The organism is Actinoplanes sp. HUAS TT8 (genome assembly GCF_051380535.1).
Taxonomy (GTDB): Bacteria; Actinomycetota; Actinomycetes; order Mycobacteriales; family Micromonosporaceae; genus Actinoplanes.
The window spans coordinates 8,518,411-8,538,901 of the sequence record NZ_CP195646.1 but is presented as its reverse complement, the minus strand read 5'-3'; the positions used below and the strand labels follow the sequence as shown (position 1 = coordinate 8,538,901).

The 20,491-nt window shown below is 72.4% G+C and carries 20 protein-coding genes; 14 read left to right on the top strand and 6 right to left on the bottom strand.

The window, feature by feature from the left end; all coding sequences use genetic code 11:
- Nucleotide 1 precedes the first annotated feature (1 nt).
- Nucleotides 2-1,165: a pyridoxal phosphate-dependent aminotransferase gene (locus tag ACSHV8_RS37800; protein ID WP_436523929.1), complete on the bottom strand. Its 1,164-nt coding sequence runs from the start codon at nucleotides 1,163-1,165 to the stop codon at nucleotides 2-4.
- 10 nt (nucleotides 1,166-1,175) lie between these two features.
- Complete coding sequence (locus ACSHV8_RS37795) at nucleotides 1,176-1,790, bottom strand: MmpS family transport accessory protein (RefSeq protein WP_436523927.1); 615 nt, start codon at nucleotides 1,788-1,790, stop codon at nucleotides 1,176-1,178.
- A 158-nt stretch (nucleotides 1,791-1,948) separates the two neighbouring features.
- Between ACSHV8_RS37795 and glmS the strand changes: the two genes are divergently transcribed.
- Nucleotides 1,949-3,832, top strand: a complete 1,884-nt coding sequence (gene glmS / locus ACSHV8_RS37790) for a glutamine--fructose-6-phosphate transaminase (isomerizing) (RefSeq protein WP_436523925.1) — start codon at nucleotides 1,949-1,951, stop codon at nucleotides 3,830-3,832.
- A 16-nt stretch (nucleotides 3,833-3,848) separates the two neighbouring features.
- Here the strand turns inward: glmS and ACSHV8_RS37785 are convergent, their stop codons facing one another.
- The gene (locus tag ACSHV8_RS37785) at nucleotides 3,849-5,306 is read right to left on the bottom strand and encodes an alpha/beta hydrolase (RefSeq protein ID WP_436523923.1); all 1,458 of its coding nucleotides are present in this window, start codon (nucleotides 5,304-5,306) and stop codon (nucleotides 3,849-3,851) included.
- Nucleotides 5,303-5,590 carry a type VII secretion target gene (locus ACSHV8_RS37780; protein ID WP_436523921.1) on the bottom strand — a complete coding sequence of 96 codons (288 nt, stop codon included), beginning with the start codon at nucleotides 5,588-5,590 and terminating at the stop codon, nucleotides 5,303-5,305. Before ACSHV8_RS37780 ends, ACSHV8_RS37785 begins: the two co-directional genes overlap by 4 nt.
- A gap of 101 nt (nucleotides 5,591-5,691) precedes the next feature.
- On the opposite strand from ACSHV8_RS37780, the gene ACSHV8_RS37775 reads away from it, so the two are divergent.
- The 12 genes from ACSHV8_RS37775 (at nucleotide 5,692) to ACSHV8_RS37720 (ending at nucleotide 17,015) form a co-directional block, all read left to right on the top strand.
- Nucleotides 5,692-6,060, top strand: coding sequence for a holo-ACP synthase (locus ACSHV8_RS37775; RefSeq protein ID WP_436523919.1), 369 nt, complete (start codon nucleotides 5,692-5,694; stop codon nucleotides 6,058-6,060).
- Nucleotides 6,061-6,069: 9 nt separating this feature from the next.
- On the top strand, nucleotides 6,070-7,521 hold the full coding sequence (locus tag ACSHV8_RS37770; protein ID WP_436523917.1) for an NAD(P)H-hydrate dehydratase: 1,452 nt from the start codon (nucleotides 6,070-6,072) through the stop codon (nucleotides 7,519-7,521).
- A gap of 48 nt (nucleotides 7,522-7,569) precedes the next feature.
- Complete coding sequence (gene alr / locus ACSHV8_RS37765; protein WP_436523915.1) at nucleotides 7,570-8,679, top strand: alanine racemase; 1,110 nt, start codon at nucleotides 7,570-7,572, stop codon at nucleotides 8,677-8,679.
- Nucleotides 8,676-9,845 (top strand): alpha/beta fold hydrolase, encoded by a 1,170-nt coding sequence (locus ACSHV8_RS37760; protein WP_436523913.1) that lies wholly within the window; start codon nucleotides 8,676-8,678, stop codon nucleotides 9,843-9,845. The genes alr and ACSHV8_RS37760 overlap by 4 nt, the downstream gene beginning before the upstream one ends.
- Entirely contained in the window at nucleotides 9,842-10,291 is a 450-nt protein-coding gene (gene tsaE / locus ACSHV8_RS37755; RefSeq protein WP_436523911.1) for a tRNA (adenosine(37)-N6)-threonylcarbamoyltransferase complex ATPase subunit type 1 TsaE, read from the top strand. Before ACSHV8_RS37760 ends, tsaE begins: the two co-directional genes overlap by 4 nt.
- The gene (locus tag ACSHV8_RS37750; RefSeq protein WP_436523909.1) at nucleotides 10,288-10,971 is read left to right on the top strand and encodes a uracil-DNA glycosylase; all 684 of its coding nucleotides are present in this window, start codon (nucleotides 10,288-10,290) and stop codon (nucleotides 10,969-10,971) included. Before tsaE ends, ACSHV8_RS37750 begins: the two co-directional genes overlap by 4 nt.
- 9 nt (nucleotides 10,972-10,980) lie before the next feature.
- Nucleotides 10,981-11,631: a tRNA (adenosine(37)-N6)-threonylcarbamoyltransferase complex dimerization subunit type 1 TsaB gene (tsaB, locus tag ACSHV8_RS37745; protein ID WP_436523907.1), complete on the top strand. Its 651-nt coding sequence runs from the start codon at nucleotides 10,981-10,983 to the stop codon at nucleotides 11,629-11,631.
- On the top strand, nucleotides 11,628-12,065 hold the full coding sequence (rimI, locus tag ACSHV8_RS37740; protein WP_436523905.1) for a ribosomal protein S18-alanine N-acetyltransferase: 438 nt from the start codon (nucleotides 11,628-11,630) through the stop codon (nucleotides 12,063-12,065). Before tsaB ends, rimI begins: the two co-directional genes overlap by 4 nt.
- A 29-nt stretch (nucleotides 12,066-12,094) precedes the next feature.
- Complete coding sequence (gene tsaD / locus ACSHV8_RS37735; protein ID WP_436523903.1) at nucleotides 12,095-13,147, top strand: tRNA (adenosine(37)-N6)-threonylcarbamoyltransferase complex transferase subunit TsaD; 1,053 nt, start codon at nucleotides 12,095-12,097, stop codon at nucleotides 13,145-13,147.
- Between the two features lie 95 nt (nucleotides 13,148-13,242).
- A complete protein-coding gene (locus ACSHV8_RS37730; RefSeq protein WP_285553211.1) occupies nucleotides 13,243-13,497 on the top strand; it encodes a hypothetical protein in 255 nt (84 codons plus the stop codon).
- A gap of 42 nt (nucleotides 13,498-13,539) precedes the next feature.
- Nucleotides 13,540-15,222, top strand: coding sequence for an ABC transporter transmembrane domain-containing protein (locus tag ACSHV8_RS37725; RefSeq protein ID WP_436523901.1), 1,683 nt, complete (start codon nucleotides 13,540-13,542; stop codon nucleotides 15,220-15,222).
- Nucleotides 15,219-17,015 carry an ABC transporter ATP-binding protein gene (locus tag ACSHV8_RS37720; protein WP_436523899.1) on the top strand — a complete coding sequence of 599 codons (1,797 nt, stop codon included), beginning with the start codon at nucleotides 15,219-15,221 and terminating at the stop codon, nucleotides 17,013-17,015. The genes ACSHV8_RS37725 and ACSHV8_RS37720 overlap by 4 nt, the downstream gene beginning before the upstream one ends.
- Nucleotides 17,016-17,027: 12 nt before the next feature.
- Here ACSHV8_RS37720 and groL read toward each other — a convergent pair whose 3' ends face one another.
- Entirely contained in the window at nucleotides 17,028-18,674 is a 1,647-nt protein-coding gene (groL, locus tag ACSHV8_RS37715; protein WP_436523897.1) for a chaperonin GroEL, read from the bottom strand.
- Between the two features lie 73 nt (nucleotides 18,675-18,747).
- Nucleotides 18,748-19,062, bottom strand: coding sequence for a co-chaperone GroES (gene groES / locus ACSHV8_RS37710; RefSeq protein WP_014440794.1), 315 nt, complete (start codon nucleotides 19,060-19,062; stop codon nucleotides 18,748-18,750).
- A gap of 217 nt (nucleotides 19,063-19,279) precedes the next feature.
- On the opposite strand from groES, the gene ACSHV8_RS37705 reads away from it, so the two are divergent.
- Nucleotides 19,280-20,458 carry a class I SAM-dependent methyltransferase gene (locus ACSHV8_RS37705; RefSeq protein WP_436523894.1) on the top strand — a complete coding sequence of 393 codons (1,179 nt, stop codon included), beginning with the start codon at nucleotides 19,280-19,282 and terminating at the stop codon, nucleotides 20,456-20,458.
- Nucleotides 20,459-20,491: the final 33 nt, after the last annotated feature.

The following is a 20,491-nucleotide window of genomic DNA, read 5'->3' as shown; positions in this document are numbered from 1 at the left end:
TCTACAACGCCTTGAGGCGGTCGGCCGCCTGGTCGATCACCTCGGGGCGCTTGCAGAACGCGAAACGGATCAGGTGCCGCCCGGCCTCCTGGTCGTCGTAGAAGACCTGGGTCGGCACCGCCACCACCCCGCAACGCTCGGGGAGCTCGCGGCAGAACGCGACGCCGTCGGTCCCGCCCAGGGGGCGGATGTCGGCGGTCACGAAATAGGTCCCCTCGGGCGGCAGCACGCCGAAGCCGGCCTCGGTGAGCCCGGCGACCAGACGGTCCCGGTTGGCCCGCAGGCCGGCCGTGAAACCGGTGAAGTACGAGTCGGGCAAGGACAGGGCGACAGCGACGGCCGGCTGCAGCGGGGCCGCGTTGGTGAACGTCAGGAATTGCTTGACCCGGGTCACCGCCGAGACCAGGGACGCCGGGCCGGTCGCCCAGCCGACCTTCCAGCCGGTGCACGAGAACGTCTTGCCGGCCGAGGAGATGCGCAGGGTGCGCTCCCGCATCCCGGGCAGGCCGGCCAGCGGGGTGTGGACGCTGCCGAAGACCAGGTGCTCGTAGACCTCGTCGGTCACCGCGTACGTGTCGTGCTCGCGGCAGAGCTCGGCGATCAGCGCCAGCTCGTCCGCGGTGAAGACCTTGCCGGTCGGGTTGTGCGGGGTGTTGAGCAGCACCAGCCGGGTGCGCGGGCCGAACGCCGCTCGCAGCTGTGCCTCGTCGAACTCGTAGCGCCCGTCCGCCCCCGGGCGCAGGGTCACCGGCCGCCGGACCGCGCCGGCCAGGGTGATCGAGGCCGCGTACGAGTCGTAGAACGGTTCGAAGCAGACCACCTCGTCGCCCGGCTCGCAGAGGGCCAGGATGGTCGCCGCGATCGCCTCGGTGGCGCCGGCCGTGACCACGACCTCGGTGTCCGGGTCCCGGGTCAGGCCCCAGAACCGCCGCTCGTGGTCGGCGATCGCGTGCCGCAGGGCCGGGACGCCGGGCATCGGCGGGTACTGATTCGCGCCGTCGGCCAGGGCCCGCGCGGCCGCGGCCAGCATCTCCGGTGGGCCGTCGGTGTCCGGGAAGCCCTGGCCCAGGTTGACCGCGCCGGTGCGGGCGGCGAGGGCGGACATCTCGGCGAAGATCGTGGTCCCGAACGGGCGCATCCGTTCGACCAGCGGGTCCGTGCTCACCGTGCTCCCTCTAATTGAACGTGAACTTGTTGCAGGTCGCGGTGGCGCCAAGCCCGGACGCGTCGTGCTGGGACACGGTCGCGCCGTTGATCGTGGCCTTGCAGGAGATGCTGCCGTCCTCCAGTGAGGTGCGCAGGGCCGACACCGAGACGAAGGACACGCCGTCCATGGTCACCGACAGCTTCCACGGCAGCTTCGCGTCGTTCACGGTCTTCGGCAGGCCGCCCAGCTTCTCGGTGTAGATGATCGTGGCCGGGCCGTCGCCGGTCACCTCGTAATTCACCGTGATCGGCTTGCCGTCGGAGAGGCCGGGCACATTCGGCAGGTCGCTCGGCAGGGCCGTGGGCACGTTGGTCGGCAGGGCGGTCGGGATCTTCTGCGCCGCCTTCTCGGCCTTGTCCGAGGCGCGCTGGACCAGCAGGACGCCGGTGGTCACCACGCCGCCGCAGAGCAGCAGGGACACGGCCAGGATCAGGGCGATCAGCGGGACGTTGCTGCGGCGCGGGGCCGGCGGGGGCGGCGGCCCATAGGGACCTTGTGGGCCATAACCAGGCGGGGCATAGCCGACCGGCGGAAACTCTGAGGTGGGCGGATAGTCCCGCGACGGGTCTCGCTGGTCGCTCATCTCATCCCTCCGGGCGGGGCCGCTGGTGAGGCCTTTGACGACGGTACGCCACCGGAGCGAGCGCCCACTATCCGGTCTATGTTTCCGATCACGTACCATGCTCGTAAGAGTGCTTCTTGCGCATGACGTTTGCGCGAAAGTCGGCTACGCTGCCCGGCATGTGTGGGATCGTGGGTTACGTAGGCAATCGCCCGGCATTGAGCATCGTCCTCGATGGGCTCCGCCGGCTGGAGTACCGCGGATATGACTCCGCCGGGGTCGCCGTCATCGACGGCGGCGAGGTGCGCACCGAGAAGAAGGCCGGCAAGCTGGCCAACCTGGAGAAGGCGCTCGCCGAGCGGGCCGCGGACGGCATCGCCGCCGGGCACACGGGCATCGGGCACACCCGGTGGGCCACCCACGGCGGGCCGACCGACCGCAACGCCCACCCGCACCTGTCGGCCGACGGCCGGGTCGCCGTCATCCACAACGGCATCATCGAGAACTTCTCCCGGCTGCGCGCCGAGCTCGAGGCCGACGGCATCGAGTTCCGCAGCGACACCGACACCGAGTGCGCGGCCCACCTGCTCGCGGCCGAGATGCGCGCGCTGCGCGCGGCCGGCGGGGAGAGCAGCCCGGCGCTGCTGGCCGAGGGCATGCGGCGCGTCGTGCGCCGGCTGGAGGGCGCGTTCACGCTGCTCGCCATCGACGTCGACGTGCCCGACGCGGTGATCGCCGCCCGGCGCAACTCGCCGCTCGTGGTCGGGCGCGGCGAGGGGGAGTTCTTCCTGGCCAGCGACGTCTCGGCGTTCATCGAGCACACCCGCGAGGCGGTCGAGCTCGGGCAGGACCAGGTCGTCCTGATCACGCCGGCGGGCATCGAGATCACCGACTTCGACGGCGCCCCGGCCGAGGGCAAGGAATTCCACGTCGACTGGGACCTGTCGGCCGCCGAGAAGGGCGGTTACGAATACTTCATGCTCAAGGAGATCGCCGAGCAGCCGCAGGCCATCGCCGACACCCTGCTGGGCCGGCTGAGCGACCGCGGCGAGATCATCCTCGACGAGGTCCGGCTCACCGACCAGGACCTGCGGGACGTGGACAAGGTGTTCATCGTGGCCTGCGGCACGTCCTACCACGCCGGCATGGTCGCCAAGTACGCCATCGAGCACTGGGTGCGCATTCCCTGCGAGGTGGAGCTGGCCAGCGAGTTCCGCTACCGCGACCCGATCCTGGACCGCTCCACCCTGGTGATCGTGATCAGCCAGTCCGGCGAGACCATGGACACCCTGATGGCGCTGCGGCACGCCAAGGAGCAGAAGGCCCGGGTGCTGGCCATCTGCAACTCCAACGGCTCGACCATCCCGCGCGAGTCGGACGCCGTCCTCTACACCCACGGTGGCCCGGAGATCGCGGTCGCCTCGACCAAGGCGTTCCTCACCCAGCTGGTCGCCTGCTACCTGATCGGCCTGCACCTGGCCCAGATCCGCGGCGTCATGTACGCCGACGAGGTCGCCGCCGTGGTCGAGAAGCTGCGCGCCACCCCGGACAGCCTGCGCTCGCTGCTGGACCGGATGGAGGACGTCCGCGCCCTGGGCCGCGACCTCTCGACCGCGTCGACGGTCCTGTTCATCGGCCGGCACGTCGGCTTCCCGGTGGCTCTGGAGGGCGCGCTCAAGCTCAAGGAGCTCGCCTACATGCACGCCGAGGGCTTCGCCGCCGGTGAGCTCAAGCACGGCCCGATCTCGCTGATCGACCAGGGCACCGCGGTGGTCTGCGTGGTGCCGTCGCCGGCCGGTCGCGGCGTGATGCGGGACAAGGTCGTCTCCAACATCCAGGAGGTCCGGGCCCGGGGCGCGCGCACCATCGTGATCGCCGAGGAGGGCGACGACAGCGTGGCCGCCTTCGCCGACCACCTGATCCCGGTGCCGCACACGCCGACCCTGCTCGCGCCGCTGATGACCACCGTGCCGCTGCAGATCCTGGCCTGCGAGATCGCCGCCGCCCGGGGCAACGACGTGGACCAGCCGCGCAACCTGGCCAAGTCGGTCACGGTCGAGTAAGACGCCGGAGCCGGCCCTACGGTGTCCCGCCCAGGGTGATCCTGGCCAGGGCGTCCAGGGCCGGCCTGCCCGGCTCCCAGTAACCCAGGTGGCCGCCGTTCCACTGGCTGCCGAAGACCCGCGCGCCGAACTCCGGGTCGCTCGGGTCGTGCCCGAACCAGAGGCGCTCGGTCGGGCCGGGTGCCATCAGGACCGGCGAGACCGCCAGGTACTGGATCGGGTCGCTGACCGACGTCGAGGCGAAGACCCGGTCGGCCGACAGGCCCAGCTGTTGCACCGAGTCGACACCGACACCGGGCGAGCCGACGAAGACCACCCGGTCCGCGTCCAGGCCGCCGGTGGCCGCCTTACCGACCACCAGTGACCCGTAGCTGTGCCCGAGCACCGTCTGCCGGGCCACCGCGCCCTCGTGGGTGGCCCGCAACCCCTGCTGGAACCGGCGCAGGCCGGGCGCCGCGTCCTCGGCCTGCCGGGCCGACCAGGCCTCCTGCAGGAAGTCCGGCGCGTCGTAGTCCAGCCACAGCACCGAACTGGTGGCCTGGCCCGGATCCAGCTCGCCGGCCCGGTCCGCGACCCGCCCGGCCCGGATCAGCTCGTGGTCGAACCCGGCCAGGTCGGCGGTCATCCCGGGGACGTGGGTGAGCACGTTGGCCGCGCGGTCCGGGTCGCCGAGAGCGATCACGGCCCGGCCGTCGTGGGCGACGTCCAGATCCAACAGGTACGCCCGGGGGCCGGCGTCGTCCTCCAGCCGCGCGGCCAGCCGGTCGATCCCGTCCGGGGCGCCGCCGTGGCGCACCAGGTGGTCGCGGCGGTCGGCCAGCAGCAGCCGGTTGGCCAGATCCCGGTCGGCGGCCGGCACCCCGTCCAGGGCGGCGACCGAGGCCGGCTCGCGGCCGAGCAGCCACATCCGCTCGGCCGGGGACAGGCCCGCCCACCAGGACCGCACCTGGGCCGGAGAGGCCGTGCAGTCCGGCCGGGACGTCCCGGCCGGAGCCGACGGGACGACCGCCGACTCACCGAGGCGGGCCGCCGCGCTCACGTCCGCGGTGGCGGCGATGTCGAGAGCGCCGGCCAGATCGAGGGCGGTCGGGCTCAGGGCGGTGCTGTCCGCGCCGGGACCGGCCCGGACCACGCCGGAGTCGTCGATGACCAGGCGTGCGGCCCGCGCTCGGGCCCGGGCGCGGTCGAGCAGCGCGCGAGCCCGGGTCAGGGCCGCGGCGAACTCGCTCAGGATCTGGTCGGCCCGCCAGCAGAGCAGCCGGAACAGGAGCAGGCGGCGGCGGAGACCGTCGAGCCGGGTGGCGGCGGCCTCGGCCGCGGTGCCGGACCAGGCCGCGCGCAGGCGCTCGATCAGCGGGCCGAACTCGGCCGTGAGGACACCGGCGAGGGCGGCCCAGCGGCGCCAGGAGAGCGCGGCGGCCGACCAGCGGGCCGGGTCGGTGACCCGCAGGCGGTTGTAGGTGACGACGCTCATCGCGCCGCCCGGAGCCGGGCCGCGGCGCGCGAATCCGTCTCGACGTACGCCGAGATCGTGGTTCTGATCTGGGCGGCGAGATCCGACAGATCGCTGTGCAGCCCGCGTAGTTGCTGCTGGGCCGCGAGGGCCGCGGTCGCCGAGGCGCCGGTGGTCGCCCACGGCGGACCGGCCACGGGCGAAGGGGCCGCGGCGGCCGCGTCCCACACCCGGGACGCCGTCCGGTCGAGCGCGGCGGCCGCGTCCCGCAATTGCTGAGTGTCGACGTCGAGATCGGGATTCATGGCGGCGAGGCTAGGCGCTTCCGGACGGCGCCGGGACGGGCTGTGGACAACGCCCGGACGCTTCGTCCACAGCCCGGTCACCTGCCGTTAGGGTGTCCGTTGTGATCGTGTCTGTCGGCATCGACGTCGTCCTCGTGGACCGCTTCGCCCAAGCGCTGGAGCGCACCCCGCTGCTCTCGGACCGGCTGTTCACCGAGGAGGAACGGCTGACCGGCTCGGGCAACCCGCGCTCGCCCGAGTCGCTGGCCGCCCGGTTCGCGGCCAAGGAGGCGGTGGCCAAGGCCCTCGGTGCGCCGGCCGGGCTGCGCTGGCACGACTGCGAGATCGTCACTGATCCGGACGGGCGGCCCTGGTTGACCGTTTCCGGTACGGTCGCCGCGGCCGCGTCCGAGCGCGGCATCAATCGATGGCACCTGTCGCTGTCCCACGACGGCGGCATCGCGTCCGCGATGGTCGTCGCGGAAGCCTAGGAGGACATCATGCGGCAGGCATGGCGGGTCGCGGACGTGCGCGCGGCCGAGAAGACGCTGATGGCGACGCTGCCCGAGGGGACGTTGATGCGGCGCGCGTCGGCCGGTCTGGCCCGTCGGTGCGCGCTGCTGCTGGAGCCGACCGGTGGCGTCTACGGCGCCCGGGTGCTGCTGCTGGTCGGCAGCGGTGACAACGGCGGCGACGCGCTCTACGCCGGGGCCGCGCTGGCCGCCCGGGGCGCCCAGGTGCGCGCCCTGCTGCTCAGCCCGGACCGGGTGCACCTGGCCGGGCTGGCCGCGCTGCGCCGGGCCGGCGGGTTCACCACCGTGGACCTGCCCACCCGGGCCGACCTCGTGCTGGACGGCATCGTCGGGATCGGGGCGTCCGGCGGCCTGCGACGCCCGGCCGCGGCGATCGTCGACTGCCTGGGTGACCTGCGGGGACGTACGGGAGAAAGGCCTTTGATCGTCGCCGTCGACGTGCCCAGCGGGGTGCGGGTCGACACCGGTGACGTGCCCGGCGACGCCGTGACCGCGGATGTCACCGTGACCTTCGGATGCCTGAAACCGGCCCACGTGGTCGGGCCGGCCGCGATCCGGTGCGGCCAGGTCGAGCTGGTCGACATCGGGCTGGGCCCGGTGCTGGTGACCGACCCGGCGGTGCGGGTGGCCGACGCCGACGACATCGCCGGATGGTGGCCGCGCGCGGACGCGACCTCGGACAAGTACACGCGGGGCGTGGTCGGGCTGGCCACCGGCTCGGCCGGCTATCCGGGCGCGGCCCTGCTCTCCACGTCCGGCGCGCTGGCCGGCCCGACCGGGATGGTGCGGTACGCGGGCAGCGCCCACGAGGAGGTCGTGCGCGCCCATCCGTCGGTCGTGGCCGCGCCCCGGGTCGCCGACGCGGGCCGGGTGCAGGCCTGGGTCTGCGGTTCCGGGCTGGGCACCACCGACAGCGCCCGCACCGAGCTGCGCAGCGTGCTCGCCACCGCACTGCCGGTGCTGCTCGACGCGGACGCGATCACCCTGCTGGTCGGCGGGCAGCACGCCGAGGACCTGCGCCGGGACGCGCCGCTCGTGCTGACCCCGCACGACGGCGAGTTCAAGCGGCTGGCCGGGGAGGCGCCGGGCGGCGATCGGATGGCCGCGGCGGCCCGGCTGGCCGCCTGGACCAACGCGGTGGTGCTGCTCAAGGGCGACCGGACGATCGTGGCGACCCCGGGCGGGGAGATCTGGGCCAACCCGACCGGCTCGGCCGCGCTGGCCACCGCGGGCAGCGGGGACGTGCTCGCCGGGCTGCTCGGCTCCCTGCTGGCGGCCGGGTTGCCGCCGGTCCGGGCGGCCGTGGCGGCGGCCTACGTGCACGGTCTGGCCGGTCGGCACGCGGCTCTGGACGGGCCGGTGACCGCGCCGGAGATCGCCGCCGCGGTGCGCCCGGTGGTGGCCGGCCTGGTGGGGTAGACACCCGGTCCGACCGAAACTGTCGTACCCCTCAGTAGGGTGGACGGCATGTGGCAGGCCGAAGTCCGCGTCGATCTGGACGCCATCCGGGACAACGTCGCGATGCTGTGCGCCGGCACCTCCGCCGAGGTGCTGGTCGCCGTGAAAGCCGACGGTTATGGGCACGGCATGGTGCCGGCCGGTCGGGCGGCCGTGGCCGGCGGCGCGACCTGGCTCGGCGTGGCCACCCTGGGCGAGGCGCTGGAGCTGCGCCGGGCCGGCATCGAGGCCCGCGTGCTGGCCTGGCTGATCGCTCCCGACCTGCCGTTGCACGAGGGCATCGAGGCCGGCATCGACCTGAGCGCGGCCACCCCTGGCCTGATCGACGAGCTGGTCACGGCCGCGCGGCGGGCCGGGCAGCCGGCCCGGGTGCACCTCAAGCTGGACACCGGGCTGGCCCGCGGCGGCGCGGTCCCGGCCGAGTGGCCGGCCCTGTTCGAGGCCGCGGCCAAGGCCCAGGCCGGCGGCGACGTGGAGATCGTCGGCGTGTGGAGTCACTTCGCCTGCGCCGACGAGCCGGGTCACGAGTCGGTCGACCGGCAGCTCGCTTCGTTCACGGCCGGCCTGGCCCTGGCCGAGCGCTACGGATTGACCCCGCGCTACCGGCACATCGCGAACTCGGCGGCCACCCTGACCCGGCCGGACGCGCACTTCGACCTGGTCCGGGTCGGCATCGCGGCGTACGGGTTGTCGCCCATCGCCGGCCAGACCTACGGGCTGCGCCCGGCGATGACCGCCCGGGCCCGGGTGACCCTGACCAAGCGGGTGCCCGAGGGGCAGGGCGTGTCCTACGGGCTGACCTATCACACCGAGCGGGAGACGACCCTGGCCGTGGTGCCGCTGGGCTACGGCGACGGGGTGCCACGGCACGCGTCCAGCGCCGGCCCGGTGCGCATCGGCGACGTGACCACGCGGATCGCCGGGCGGGTCTGCATGGACCAGTTCGTGGTCGACGTCGGGGACGCGCCGGTCGAGGTCGGTGACGTGGCGACGCTCTTCGGCGCCGAGGGGCCGAGCGCCGACGACTGGGCCGCGGCGACCGGCACGATCAACTACGAGATCGTCACGCGGTTCGGCAGCAGCCGGGTGCCGCGGGTCTATGTCGGGGAGGTCGCATGAGTCCCTCTCGGGCGGCTCGGAACGCGGGGATAGCCGGGGCGGTCGTCGGTGTCGCGGCGGCCGGGCTGGCCACGGCGTTCGCCGTGGAGCGGGTGCTGGTCCGGCGGTCGGTCAACAAGCCGGGCGACCCCTATGTGGACGAGCCGTTCGGCGATCAGGCGTTCGACGAGGAGTTGACGGTCACCGCGGCCGACGGGACGGATCTGCACGTCGAGATCGTGAATGCCCGCGAGACGGCCGTGGAGAGTGCGCCCGCGACGGAGGAGCCGTCGATCAGGCGCTGGCTCGGCCTGAAGAAACCCGCCAAGACGGCTAGGTCGGACGATGAAGAGGCGGTCGAGGCCAAGCCGACGATCGTCTTCGTGCACGGGTTCGCCCTGGACATGGGCACCTTCTACTTCCAGCGCAAAGCCCTGGCCGAGCGCGGCGACCACCGGCTGGTCTTCTACGACCAGCCCGGCCACGGCCGCTCCTCCAAACTTCAATCCGGGACGTACGACATAGCCGCGCTCGGACGCTCGCTGGCCGCCGTCCTGGACGCGACCGTGCCGGAGGGCCACATAATCCTCGTCGGCCACTCGATGGGCGGCATGACGATCATGGCGTTCGCCGAGCAGTTCCCGGAGTGGTTCGGCAACCGGGTGACCGGTGTCGTGCTGATGTCCACCTCGGCCGGCCTCTTCGACAAGGCCACCCTCGGCGTGAGCAACGTGGTGGCCCGGTTCAGCGCGCCGTTCTTCCCGCTCTGGGACAAGGCGGCCAAGCTCGGCGGCGGCACCATCGACCGCGCCCGGGTGGCCTCCTCCGACCTGGCCTGGCTGCTGACCCGGCGCTACGGGTTCGGCGAGTCCCAGCCCAGCCCGACCCTGGTCACGTTCGTCGAGAGCATGAACTCGAAGACCTCGGCCGAGACGCTGACCAAGTACCTGAACACGCTCTACCGGCACAGTCGCCTGCCGGCCCTCTCCGCCCTGCGCGGCGTCCCGGTGCTGGTGATCGTCGGCACGCGGGACTACCTCACCCCGGTGACCCACTCCGAGCAGATCATCAAGGAGCTGCCGGAGGCCGAGCTGCTGAAGATCGAGAACAGCGGGCACGTGGTCATGCTGGAGAAGTCCGACGAGGTGAACGCGGCCCTGATCCCATTCCTGGAGAAGATCTCGTGAAGCTGATCACCGTCGAGGAGACCAAGGCGTTCGGCCGCCGCCTGGCCGCCGTGCTCCGCCCGGGTGACCTGGTGCTGCTCACCGGGCCGCTCGGGGCCGGCAAGACCGCCCTGGCCCAGGGGATCGGGGCCGGGCTGGGCGTGACCGGGCCGATCACGTCGCCCACCTTCGTGATCGCCCGGGTGCATCGCGGCCCGGTGCCGATGGTGCACGCGGATGCGTACCGGTTGGGCGATCGCCCCGACCCGCGCGCCGAGATCGACGACCTGGACCTGGACGCCGCGGGCGACGAGGCGGTCACCGTGGTCGAGTGGGGCGCCGGCCTGGTCGAGCAGTTGAACGACGAATATCTGCTGGTCACCCTCGACCGGCTGGACGACGACACCCGAGTGATCGAACTGGTCCCGCACGGCGGCGACTGGGCCCGACGACTGGAGAGAATGTGAACCTGACCGAGCTGCTTCCCGGCGAGTGGCGCACCGAGCTGGCCCCCTTCCTGGACGAGAAGGCGACGGCCGCGCTGGGCGAGTTCGTCGCCGCGGAGTATGCCGAGCACACCGTCTACCCCCCGGCGGAGGACCTGTTCTCGGCGTACCGGCTGTGTCTGCCGGAGCAGACCCGGGTGCTGATCCTGGGCCAGGACCCGTACCACGGCGCGGGTCAGGCTCACGGGCTGAGCTTCAGCGTGCGGGACGGCGTCCGGGTGCCCCCGTCGCTGCGCAATGTTTTCAAGGAGCTGTCCGAGGACCTGAACGTGGTCCCGTCGAAGTCCGGGAACCTGACCGGCTGGGCCGAGCAGGGCGTGCTGCTGCTCAACGCGGTGCTCACGGTCCGGGCCGGCAAGGCCGCCTCGCACGCCAACAAGGGCTGGGAGGAGTTCACCGACGCGACCATCCGGGCGCTGAACGAGCGCAACGAGCGGGTCGTCTTCCTGCTCTGGGGGAACTACGCCAAGAAGAAGGCGGTCCTGGTCACGAACCCGGTGCACGCGGTGATCGAGGCCGGTCACCCGAGCCCGATGAACCCGGCCGGCTTCCTCGGCAGCCGCCCGTTCAGCGCGGCCAACAAGGCTCTCGCGGATGGTGGCCGCCCGGTCGTCAACTGGGACCTGAAGCCGACCGTCTAGGGTTTCAGGGTGCTTGTTCTAGCTCTGGACACCGCCACGCCGGCTTCGACGGCGGCGCTCGTCGAGGTCACTGCCGATGGTCTGTTCGGGGTGGCGGAGAACCGGACCGTCGATCCCCGCGCGCACGGCGAGAAGCTGGCGCCGGGGATCGCGGCGGTGCTCGCCGAGGCCGGGTTCCGGCCGCGCGACCTGACCGCGATCGTGGCCGGTCTCGGCCCCGGGCCGTACACGGGCCTGCGGGTCGGTCTGGCCACGGCCGCGAGCATGGGTCAGGCGCTGGGCATCCCGACGTACGGGGTGTGCTCGCTCGACGCTCTCGGCCGGGCCGCCGGGCCGGGGCGGGTGCTGATCGCGACGGACGCGCGGCGGCGCGAGGTGTACTACGCGACGTATGCCGACGGCGTACGGGAAAATGGTCCTGATGTCGCGAAGCCCGCAGATGTCACGGTAAATGTGGACAAGTCAGCGGGCGAAGGGGCGTTGAAGTACGACTTCGGCGTGCCGGTGGAGGAGCACCTGCTCTATCCGCCGGGCGCGGCCCTCGTCGCGATCGCGGCCGACCGGATCCGGGCGAAGGCCCCGAGCGAGATCCTCGCCCCGCTCTACCTGCGTCGACCCGACGCGGTCGAGCCGGCCGGCCGCAAGCCGGTGCTGACGTGAGGATCGAGCGTTTCCGCTGGTGGCACATCGATGAGGTGCTGCCGCTGGAGGAGGATCTGTTCGGGCCGGAGAAGTGGTCGGTCGCGATGTTCTGGAACGAGCTGGCCCAGCGCAACTACTACGTCGTCGCCATGGAGAACGACGACCTGGTGGGGTATGCCGGGCTGTCGATTGTGGATCATGAAGAGTCCTGGGTGCAGAACATCGCGGTCAAGCGGGACGCCCAGCGGCTCGGCATCGGCCGCGCCCTGCTGGAGGACCTGCTCGGCGAGGTCAAACGGCAGAACGTGCAGCGGACCCTGCTCGAGGTGGCGGTCGACAACCATCCGGCGCAGAAGCTGTACGCCACCTATGACTTCGAGCCGGTCGGGATCCGGCGCGGCTACTACCAACCCAGCAACACGGACGCCCTGGTGATGATGCGAGATGCGTGACTTCGGCATCAAGACGGTGACGGTGCGAGATGCGTGATGAGCCCCTGGTCCTCGGGATCGAGACCTCCTGCGACGAGACCGGGATCGGGATCGTCCGCGGGCACACCCTGCTCGCCGACGCGCTGGCCTCCAGTGTGGACCAGCACGCCCGGTTCGGCGGGGTGGTGCCCGAGGTGGCCAGCCGCGCGCACCTGGAAGCGCTGGTCCCGACCATGCAGCGCGCCCTCGACGAGGCCGGCGTCACGCTGGCCGACATCGACGCGATCGCCGTGACCAGCGGACCCGGCCTGGCCGGGGCGCTGCTGGTCGGGGTGGCCGCGGCCAAGGGGTACGCGCTGGCCGCCGAGAAGCCCATCTACGGCGTGAACCACCTGGCCGCCCACGTGGCGGTGGACACGCTGGAGCACGGCCCGCTGCCCGAGCCGGCGATCGCCATGCTGGTCTCCGGCGGGCACTCGTCCCTGCTGCTGGTCGACGACCTGACCGCGGGCGTGACCCCGCTCGGCGCGACCATCGACGACGCCGCCGGTGAAGCGTTCGACAAGGTGGCGCGGCTGCTCGGGCTCGGCTTCCCGGGCGGCCCGATCATCGACCGGTCGGCCCGGGACGGCAACTCCCGGTCGATCGCGTTCCCGCGCGGGCTGACCGCGCCCAAGGATCAGGCCGAGCACCGGTTCGACTTCTCGTTCTCCGGGCTGAAGACGGCGGTGGCCCGCTGGGTCGAGGCGCGCGAGCGGGCCGGTGAGCCGGTGCCGGTGGCCGACGTCTCGGCCAGCTTCCAGGAGGCGGTCTGCGACGTGCTCACCGCCAAGGCGATCGACGCCTGCCTCAGCAACGGGGTCGGGACGCTGGTCATCGGCGGGGGAGTGGCGGCCAACTCGCGACTGCGGGTGCTGGCCGAGGAGCGGGCGGCCAAGCACGGGATCGCGGTGCGGGTGCCGCGGCCGCAGCTGTGCACCGACAACGGGGCGATGGTGGCGGCGCTCGGCTCGCACCTGGTGGCCGCCGGTGTCGCCCCGAGCCGCCTGGATCTGCCCGCGGACTCGTCGATGAACCTGACGACGGTGAGCGTGCCGGGCTGAGGCGGCAGCGAGCGGGCGGCTCATCGCCGTACGGGAAACGCGGTTTTGATCTTCCGGGTTTGACCGCGGTCGTGCTCGGGGGGTAGACAGCGAGCATGATCGCGCGGATGTGGGAGGTGCGGGCCTCGCGCAGCGGCTTCGACGAGCTGCTGAGCTGGGTCTGCGACACGGCGGTGCCCGGCCTTGAGGTGCTGCCACAACATGTGTCGAGTGACGTCTATTCGTCCACGGATCATCGCATCGTCGTCATCACCAAATGGCGAAACACCCCGGAGAGCCTGCCCACGCCGCCGGAGAAGCTGGTCGCACGCGCTCCGCACGTCTGGGATTTCACCCCCGTCGATCGCTGAGCGGTCGCTCCGCGGGCCTCCCGGCCGTACCGTCGGGGCCTGATGCGCAGATTGCCCGTGGCCGATCCCGGCCTGCCCGATGCCCGGTCCGCCACCCGTTTTCTGAGCTGGCTGGTCCGGCGCTCCCGTATGACGATCATCACGGGGATCGTTCTCGCGATCGCCTGGATGGGTTGCCAGTCGCTGGTTCCGGCCATGGTCGGGCGGGCCATCGACGCGGCCGCCGAGGAGCGCGGTGGCGCCCTGCTCGGCTGGGGTCTGGTGCTGCTCGTGGTCGGCGTCGTGCAGGCGCTCACCGGGATCAGCCGGCACCGGTACTCGGTCTACAACTGGCTCGGTGCCGGGTTCCGCACCGTGCAGGTGACGGTCCGCCAGGCCAATCGGCTGGGCTCGTCGCTGCCGCGTCGCCTGGAGGCGGGCGAGGTGGTGGCGATCGGCACGGCCGACATCACCCACATCGGCGGCGCGGTCGACGTCGCCTCCAAGGGCACCGGCGCGGTCCTCGCGGTGACCACGGTGACGCTGATCCTGCTGCACACCTCGGTCCCGCTCGGCCTGGTGGTGCTGATCGGCGTGCCGGCCCTGATGGTCGTCGTGAGTGGACTGATCCGGCCGCTGCACCGGCGTCAGCAGGCGTACCGGGAGCAGCAGGGCCGTCTCACCGGCCAGGCCGCGGACCTGGTCACCGGGCTGCGGGTGTTGCGCGGCGTGGGCGGGGAGGCGGTCATGGTGGCGCGCTATCGCGCGCAGTCCCAGGCGCTTCGCGCGGCCGGCGTACGGACCGCCACCGTCGAGTCTCTCCTGGAAGCGGCCCAGGTTCTGCTCCCGGGAACGTTCCTGGTCCTGGTGACGTGGCTGGGCGCCCGGTTCGCGGCGGCCGGGCAGATCACCGTCGGCCAGCTCGTGTCGTTCTACGCCTACGCCGCGTTCCTGGTCGCGCCACTGCGCCAGCTCACCGACTCGATCGACAAGCTGACCCGGGGACACGTCTCGGCCCGCCGGGTGGTGAAGCTGCTGAGCCTGTCCCGGGACCGGCCGCTCGCGTCCACAGCGGAGCGACCACCCGGGGAGCTGGCCGACCCGGAGTCCGGGGTCCGGGCCGTCCCCGGCCGGCTCACCGCGATCGTGGCCGAGGACCCGGCCGACGCGACCCGGGTCGCCGACCGGCTCGGCGGTTACACCGAGGGCGCCGAGCTCGGCACGACCCCCCTGGCCGCCCTGCCCCTGGACGAACTGCGCCGGCGGATCCTGGTGGCCGAGAACGACGCCCGGCTCTTCTCCGGGCACCTGCGGGCCGACCTCGACCCGGAACGCGGCGGGCGGCTGGCCGAGGCCCTGGAGGCCGCCGCCGCCCAGGACATCGTGGACGGTCTGCCGCGCGGGCTGGACAGTGTGGTCGCCGAGCGCGGCCGGTCCTTCTCCGGCGGCCAGCAGCAGCGGCTGCGGCTGGTCCGGGCGCTGGTCGCCGACCCGGAGATCCTGATCCTGGTCGAGCCGACGAACGCGGTCGACGCGCACACCGAGGCGCGGATTGCCGAGCGGCTCCGGGCCGTACGGGCCGGGCGCACCACGATCGTCTGCACCTCCAGCCCGCTCGTGCTCGGCCACACCGACCGGGTGCTCTACCTGGAACGGGGCCGGGTGGTGGCGGCCGGGACCCATCACGAACTGCTCGACTCGGAGCCGCGGTACGCCCGCGTCGTGCTCCGTCAGGAGCAGCCGTGAACCATGCGCTACCCGTCGCCGGTCGTGCCCAGGCCTGGCGCTACGCCCGATCGTTGTTCCGTACCCACCCCGGCATGTTCCGCGCCACCATCGGCCTGCACCTGCTGGCCGCGCTGGCCGGGCTGGCCGGTCCGCGACTGCTCGGCGACCTGGTGCAGGCCGTCCAGCGGATGGCCCACACGGCCGAACTGAACCGGCTGGCCGGAGCGCTGGCCGGGTTCGTGGTGCTGCAGGCCGTGCTGATCCGGTACGCGTACCTGGCCTCGGCCCGGCTCGGCGAGCAGATCCTGGCCGAACTGCGCGAGGAGTTCATCGCCCGGGTGCTGACGCTGCCGCTCGGAACGGTGGAGTCGGCCGGGACCGGGGACCTGCTGACCCGGACCACCCGGGACGTCGACGCGCTCTCCAAATGCGTCCGGCTGGCCGTGCCGGAAACCCTCATCGCGCTGCTCACCGGCGGTCTGGTGGTGGTCGCGCTGATCGCCGTGAGCCCGGTGCTGGCCGCCCCGCTGCTGATCGGCGTGCCGATCACGGTGGCCGGGACCAAGTGGTACGTCCGTCGCGCGCCCTCCGGATATCTGCGGCAGAACGCGGCCTACTCGGAGGTGACCGACGGGCTGGCCGAGACGGTCGAGGGCGCCCGCACGGTCGAGGCGCTCGGCCGGCAGGGCCAGCGGGTCGCGCGGACCGACCGGGACCTGGGCCGGTCCTGGCGGGCCGAGCGGTACACGCTGTTCCTGCGGACCGTCTGGTGGCCGGTGATCGAGGTCAGCTACGTGCTGCCGATGGTGCTCACCCTGCTCGTCGGCGGCTGGCTCTACCTGCGGCACGCGGTCACCCTGGGCCAGCTGACCGCCGCCGTCGTCTACGTCCAGCAGCTGATCCACCCGCTCGACCGGCTGCTCTCCTGGCTGGACGAGCTGCAGGTGGGCGCCGCGTCGCTGGCCCGGCTGCTCGGGGTGGCCGACGCGCCCGAACCGCCCCGGCCACCGGCGCCGCTTCCGGCCGACACCCGGATCGAGGTACGCGGGGTCCGCTTCGGCTACATCGAGGGGCGCGAGGTGCTGCACGGCGTCGACCTGACCCTGCGGTCGGGGGAGCGGCTCGCCGTGGTCGGCCCGTCCGGCGCCGGCAAGTCCACCCTGGGCCGGCTGCTGGCCGGCATCCACCGGCCCACCGAGGGCAGCGTGACCGTCGGCGGGGTGCCGCTCGGCGCGCTCGCCCCGGACCGGCTGCGCGCCGAGGTGGCACTGGTCAGTCAGGAGCATCACGTGTTCATCGGCACCCTGCGGGAGAACGTGGCGATGGCCCGCCCGGCCGCCCCCGAGCCGGACGTCCGGACCGCCCTGGCCGCCGTGAACGCCCTCGAATGGGCCGACGCGCTGCCCCGCGGGCTGGACACCGCGGTCGGCGACGGCGGGCACCAGCTGACCGCCGCCCAGGCGCAGCAGGTGGCCCTGGCCCGGCTCATCCTGGCCGACCCGCACACCCTCGTCCTGGACGAGGCGACGGCCCTGCTGGACCCGCGGGCGGCCCGGGACCTGGAACGCTCGCTGGCCGCCGTGGTGCACGGGCGGACCGTGGTGGCGATCGCGCACCGGCTCTTCTCCGCGCACGACGCCGACCGGGTCGCCGTGGTCGAGGACGGCCGGATCACCGAATTGGGGTCACATGACGAACTGGTCGCCGCGAACGGGTCCTACGCCGCGCTGTGGCGGTCGTGGCAGGGCGATGCCCCGGAGAAACCTCCGGACATGGTGAGGGCGCGCCCCCGAGAGGACGCGCCCTTCTGAAAACCAACCGGGTCAGAAACCCGGACCGTGCTGGTGGCCGTGACCGTGGCTGTGGCCGTGCCCGCCACCGGCGGCCGGGGCCGCCTCGGCCGGCTTGTCCACGACCAGGCTCTCGGTGGTCAGCAGCAGACCGGCGATCGAGACGGCGTTGGAGACCGCGTTTCGGGTCACCTTCACCGGGTCGATGATGCCGGCCGCGGCCAGGTCCACATACTCGTCCGTCGCCGCGTTGAGGCCGTGGCCCCAGCCCAGCTCGCCGACCTTGCCCACCACGACGTAACCGTCGTGGCCGGCGTTCTGAGCGATCCACCGCAGCGGCTCGACCAGGGCCTTGCGGACGATCGTGACACCGATCGCCTCTTCGCCCTCCAGGCCCAGGTTGTCCTCGAGCTCCTTGGCGACCTGAGCGAGAGCGGCGCCGCCGCCGGGGACGGTGCCCTCCTCGACCGCAGCCTTGGTCGCCGCGATGGCGTCCTCGATGCGGTGCTTGCGCTCCTTCATCTCGACCTCGGTGGCGGCGCCGACCTTGATCACCGCGATGCCGCCGGAGAGCTTGGCCAGCCGCTCCGAAAGCTTCTCACGGTCCCAGTCGGAGTCCGACGCCTCGATCTCCTTGCGGATCTGCGAGACCCGGTCGGCGACCTCGACGGAGTTACCGCCACCGTCGACGATGGTGGTGTTCTCCTTGTCGACGACGATGCGCCGGGCGGTGCCCAGCTGCTCGATGCCGACCTGGTCGAGCTTGTAACCGAGCTCCGGGGCGATCAGCTCGCCACCGGTGGCGATCGCCAGGTCCTGCAGGATCGCCTTGCGGCGGTCACCGAAGCCGGGCGCCTTCACGGCGGCGACCTTGATGGTCTTCCGCAGCGAGTTGACGACCAGGGTGGAGAGCGCCTGGCCCTCCACGTCCTCGGCGATGATGAGCAGCGGCTTGCCGCCCTGCAGCACCTTCTCCAGCAGCGGGAGCAGTTCCTCGATGCTGGAGATCTTCTGGGTGGTGATGAGGATGTGAGCGTCCTCGAGCACCGCCTCCTGCGACTCGGCGTCGGTCACGAAGTTCGGCGAGATGAAGCCCTTGTCGAACTGCAGACCCTCGGTGACCTCGAGCTCGGTCAGCATCGCCGAGCCCTCCTCGACGGTGATGACACCGTCGCGGCCGACCCGGTCCATCGCCTCGGCGATCAGCTCGCCGATGGTGGCGTCCTGCGCCGAGATGGTGGCCACGTTGGCGATCGCCTTGTGGTCGTCGACCTCGACGGCCTTGGCCAGCAGCGCCTTGGACACGGCCTGGGCGGCCTGGTCCATGCCCCGCTTGATGCCGATCGGGTTCGCCCCCGCGGTGACGTTGCGCAGGCCCTCGCGGACCAGCGCCTGCGCCAGAACGGTCGCCGTGGTCGTCCCGTCGCCGGCGACGTCGTTGGTCTTGGTCGCCACCTCCTTGACGAGCTGGGCGCCCAAGTTCTCGTACGGGTCGCTGAGCTCGATCTCCTTGGCGATGGTGACACCGTCGTTGGTGATCGTCGGAGCGCCGAACTTCTTGTCCAGGACGACGTTGCGGCCGCGCGGGCCGAGAGTGACCTTGACCGTGTCGGCGAGCGTGTTGACGCCGTGCTCCAGCAGGTGCCGGGCGTCGTCAGAGAAGCTGAGAATCTTCGCCATGTATTGGTCCCTTCACGCGCCGACGCCCTGCCCCGATTTCCCGGAACAGGGCGCCTGCACAGTCGGTTAGGTCTTACTTCTCGATGACCGCGAGGACGTCGCGGGCGGAGAGCACCAGGTACTCCTCACCGGCGTACTTGACCTCGGTGCCGCCGTACTTCGAGTAGAGGACCACGTCGCCGACCTTGACGTCGAGCGGGACGCGGTTGCCCTTGTCGTCGATCCGGCCGGGGCCGACAGCGAGGACGGTGCCCTCCTGCGGCTTCTCCTTCGCGGTGTCGGGGATCACGATGCCAGACGCGGTGGTGGTCTCAGCCTCGTTCGCCTGGACCACGATGCGGTCCTCGAGCGGCTTGATCGCAACCTTGGTCGCGGTAGTCACGGGCATACCCTCCTGGGTACAGGTTTCGCCGGCCATGAGCCAGGCCGGTCAGATGCCTCATGCCACCGGGCGGGGCCGTCGTCGCGGGTGCCGGTCCGCCTGGTGCCTAACTGTCAGGGCCGGGCCCTGTCAGCTGGCACCCTCATCATGAGAGTGCTAACCGGAGATTATGCCGGAACTAGCACTCCGTCAACCAGAGTGCCAACCTGTCACGCCGGGGAGAATGCCTGGTGTGACCCCTGAACTCCTTGCTCTGCTGCAGACCCCGGATGGGGTGGATGCCCTGGCCGCGGCGGCCGAGGCGGGCGACGGTGACGCTCTGGCCGCGGCCTCGGCCCTGCGGGCCCGGGGCTTCGGCGCGGAGTTGGCCGCCGCCGCACTCACCCAGGCTAGTTTGCGCCGCCGGGCGGCGGTGAAGTTCGGCCCGGACGCCACCCGAATGTTCTTCACCCGGCACGGGCTGGAGCAGGCGACACGCGCGGTGGTGGCCGAGCGCCGGGCCGCCCGGCTGGCCGCCTCGGGCGCCCGGACCCTGGCCGATCTGGGCTGCGGGCTGGGCTCGGACGCGCTGGCCGCGGCCCGATCAGGAATTTCCGTGTACGCGGTGGAGGCCGACCCGGCGACCGCCGCCCTGGCCGCCGCCAACGTGCGGGCCGCGGGACTGGACGACCGGATCACCGTGGTCTGCGCCGACGCGACCACGGTCGAGGTGGAGGGGTTCGACGCGGTCTTCGCCGACCCGGCGCGTCGCCAGGCCGGGCGGGGCCGGGTGTTCGACCCGAAGGCGTACTCGCCGCCCTGGGACTTCGTCGCCGGCCTGGCCGAGCGGGTGCCGCGGACCGTGCTCAAGCTGGCCCCGGGCATCGACCACGGGCTGCTGCCGCCGGGTGCCGAGGGCGAGTGGGTCAGTGTCGGCGGCGATCTGGTCGAGGCCGCGTTCTGGTGCGGTCCGCTGGCCCGGGCACCCCGGCGGGCGACCCTGGCCGGGGTGGGCGAGCTGACCGGTTCGGGGCTGGAGCGGGCGCCGGTCGGGCCGGTCGGCGCCTGGTTCTACGACCCCGATCCGGCCGTGGTCCGGTCGCACCTGGTCGCCGAGTTCGCGGCGACGATCGGCGGGCGGCTGGGCGATCCGGAGATCGCCTACGTCTACACCGACGATCCGGTGGACACGCCGTTCGCCCGGCGGCTGGCGGTGACCGACGTGCTGCCGTTCTCGCTGAAGCGGCTGCGGGCGCTGCTCCGGGAACGGGGCGTGGGGACGCTGGAGATCCGCAAGCGCGGGTCTGCGCTCGTACCCGATCAATTGCGCAAGGATCTGAAACTGAGCGGCCCGCATGCCGCCGGACTGGTCCTGACCAGGGTCGACAACGCCCCCACGGTTCTGATCACGGCCCACTCCTGACGCCGTAACGTGACCGATCCGTCGCTACGTGTC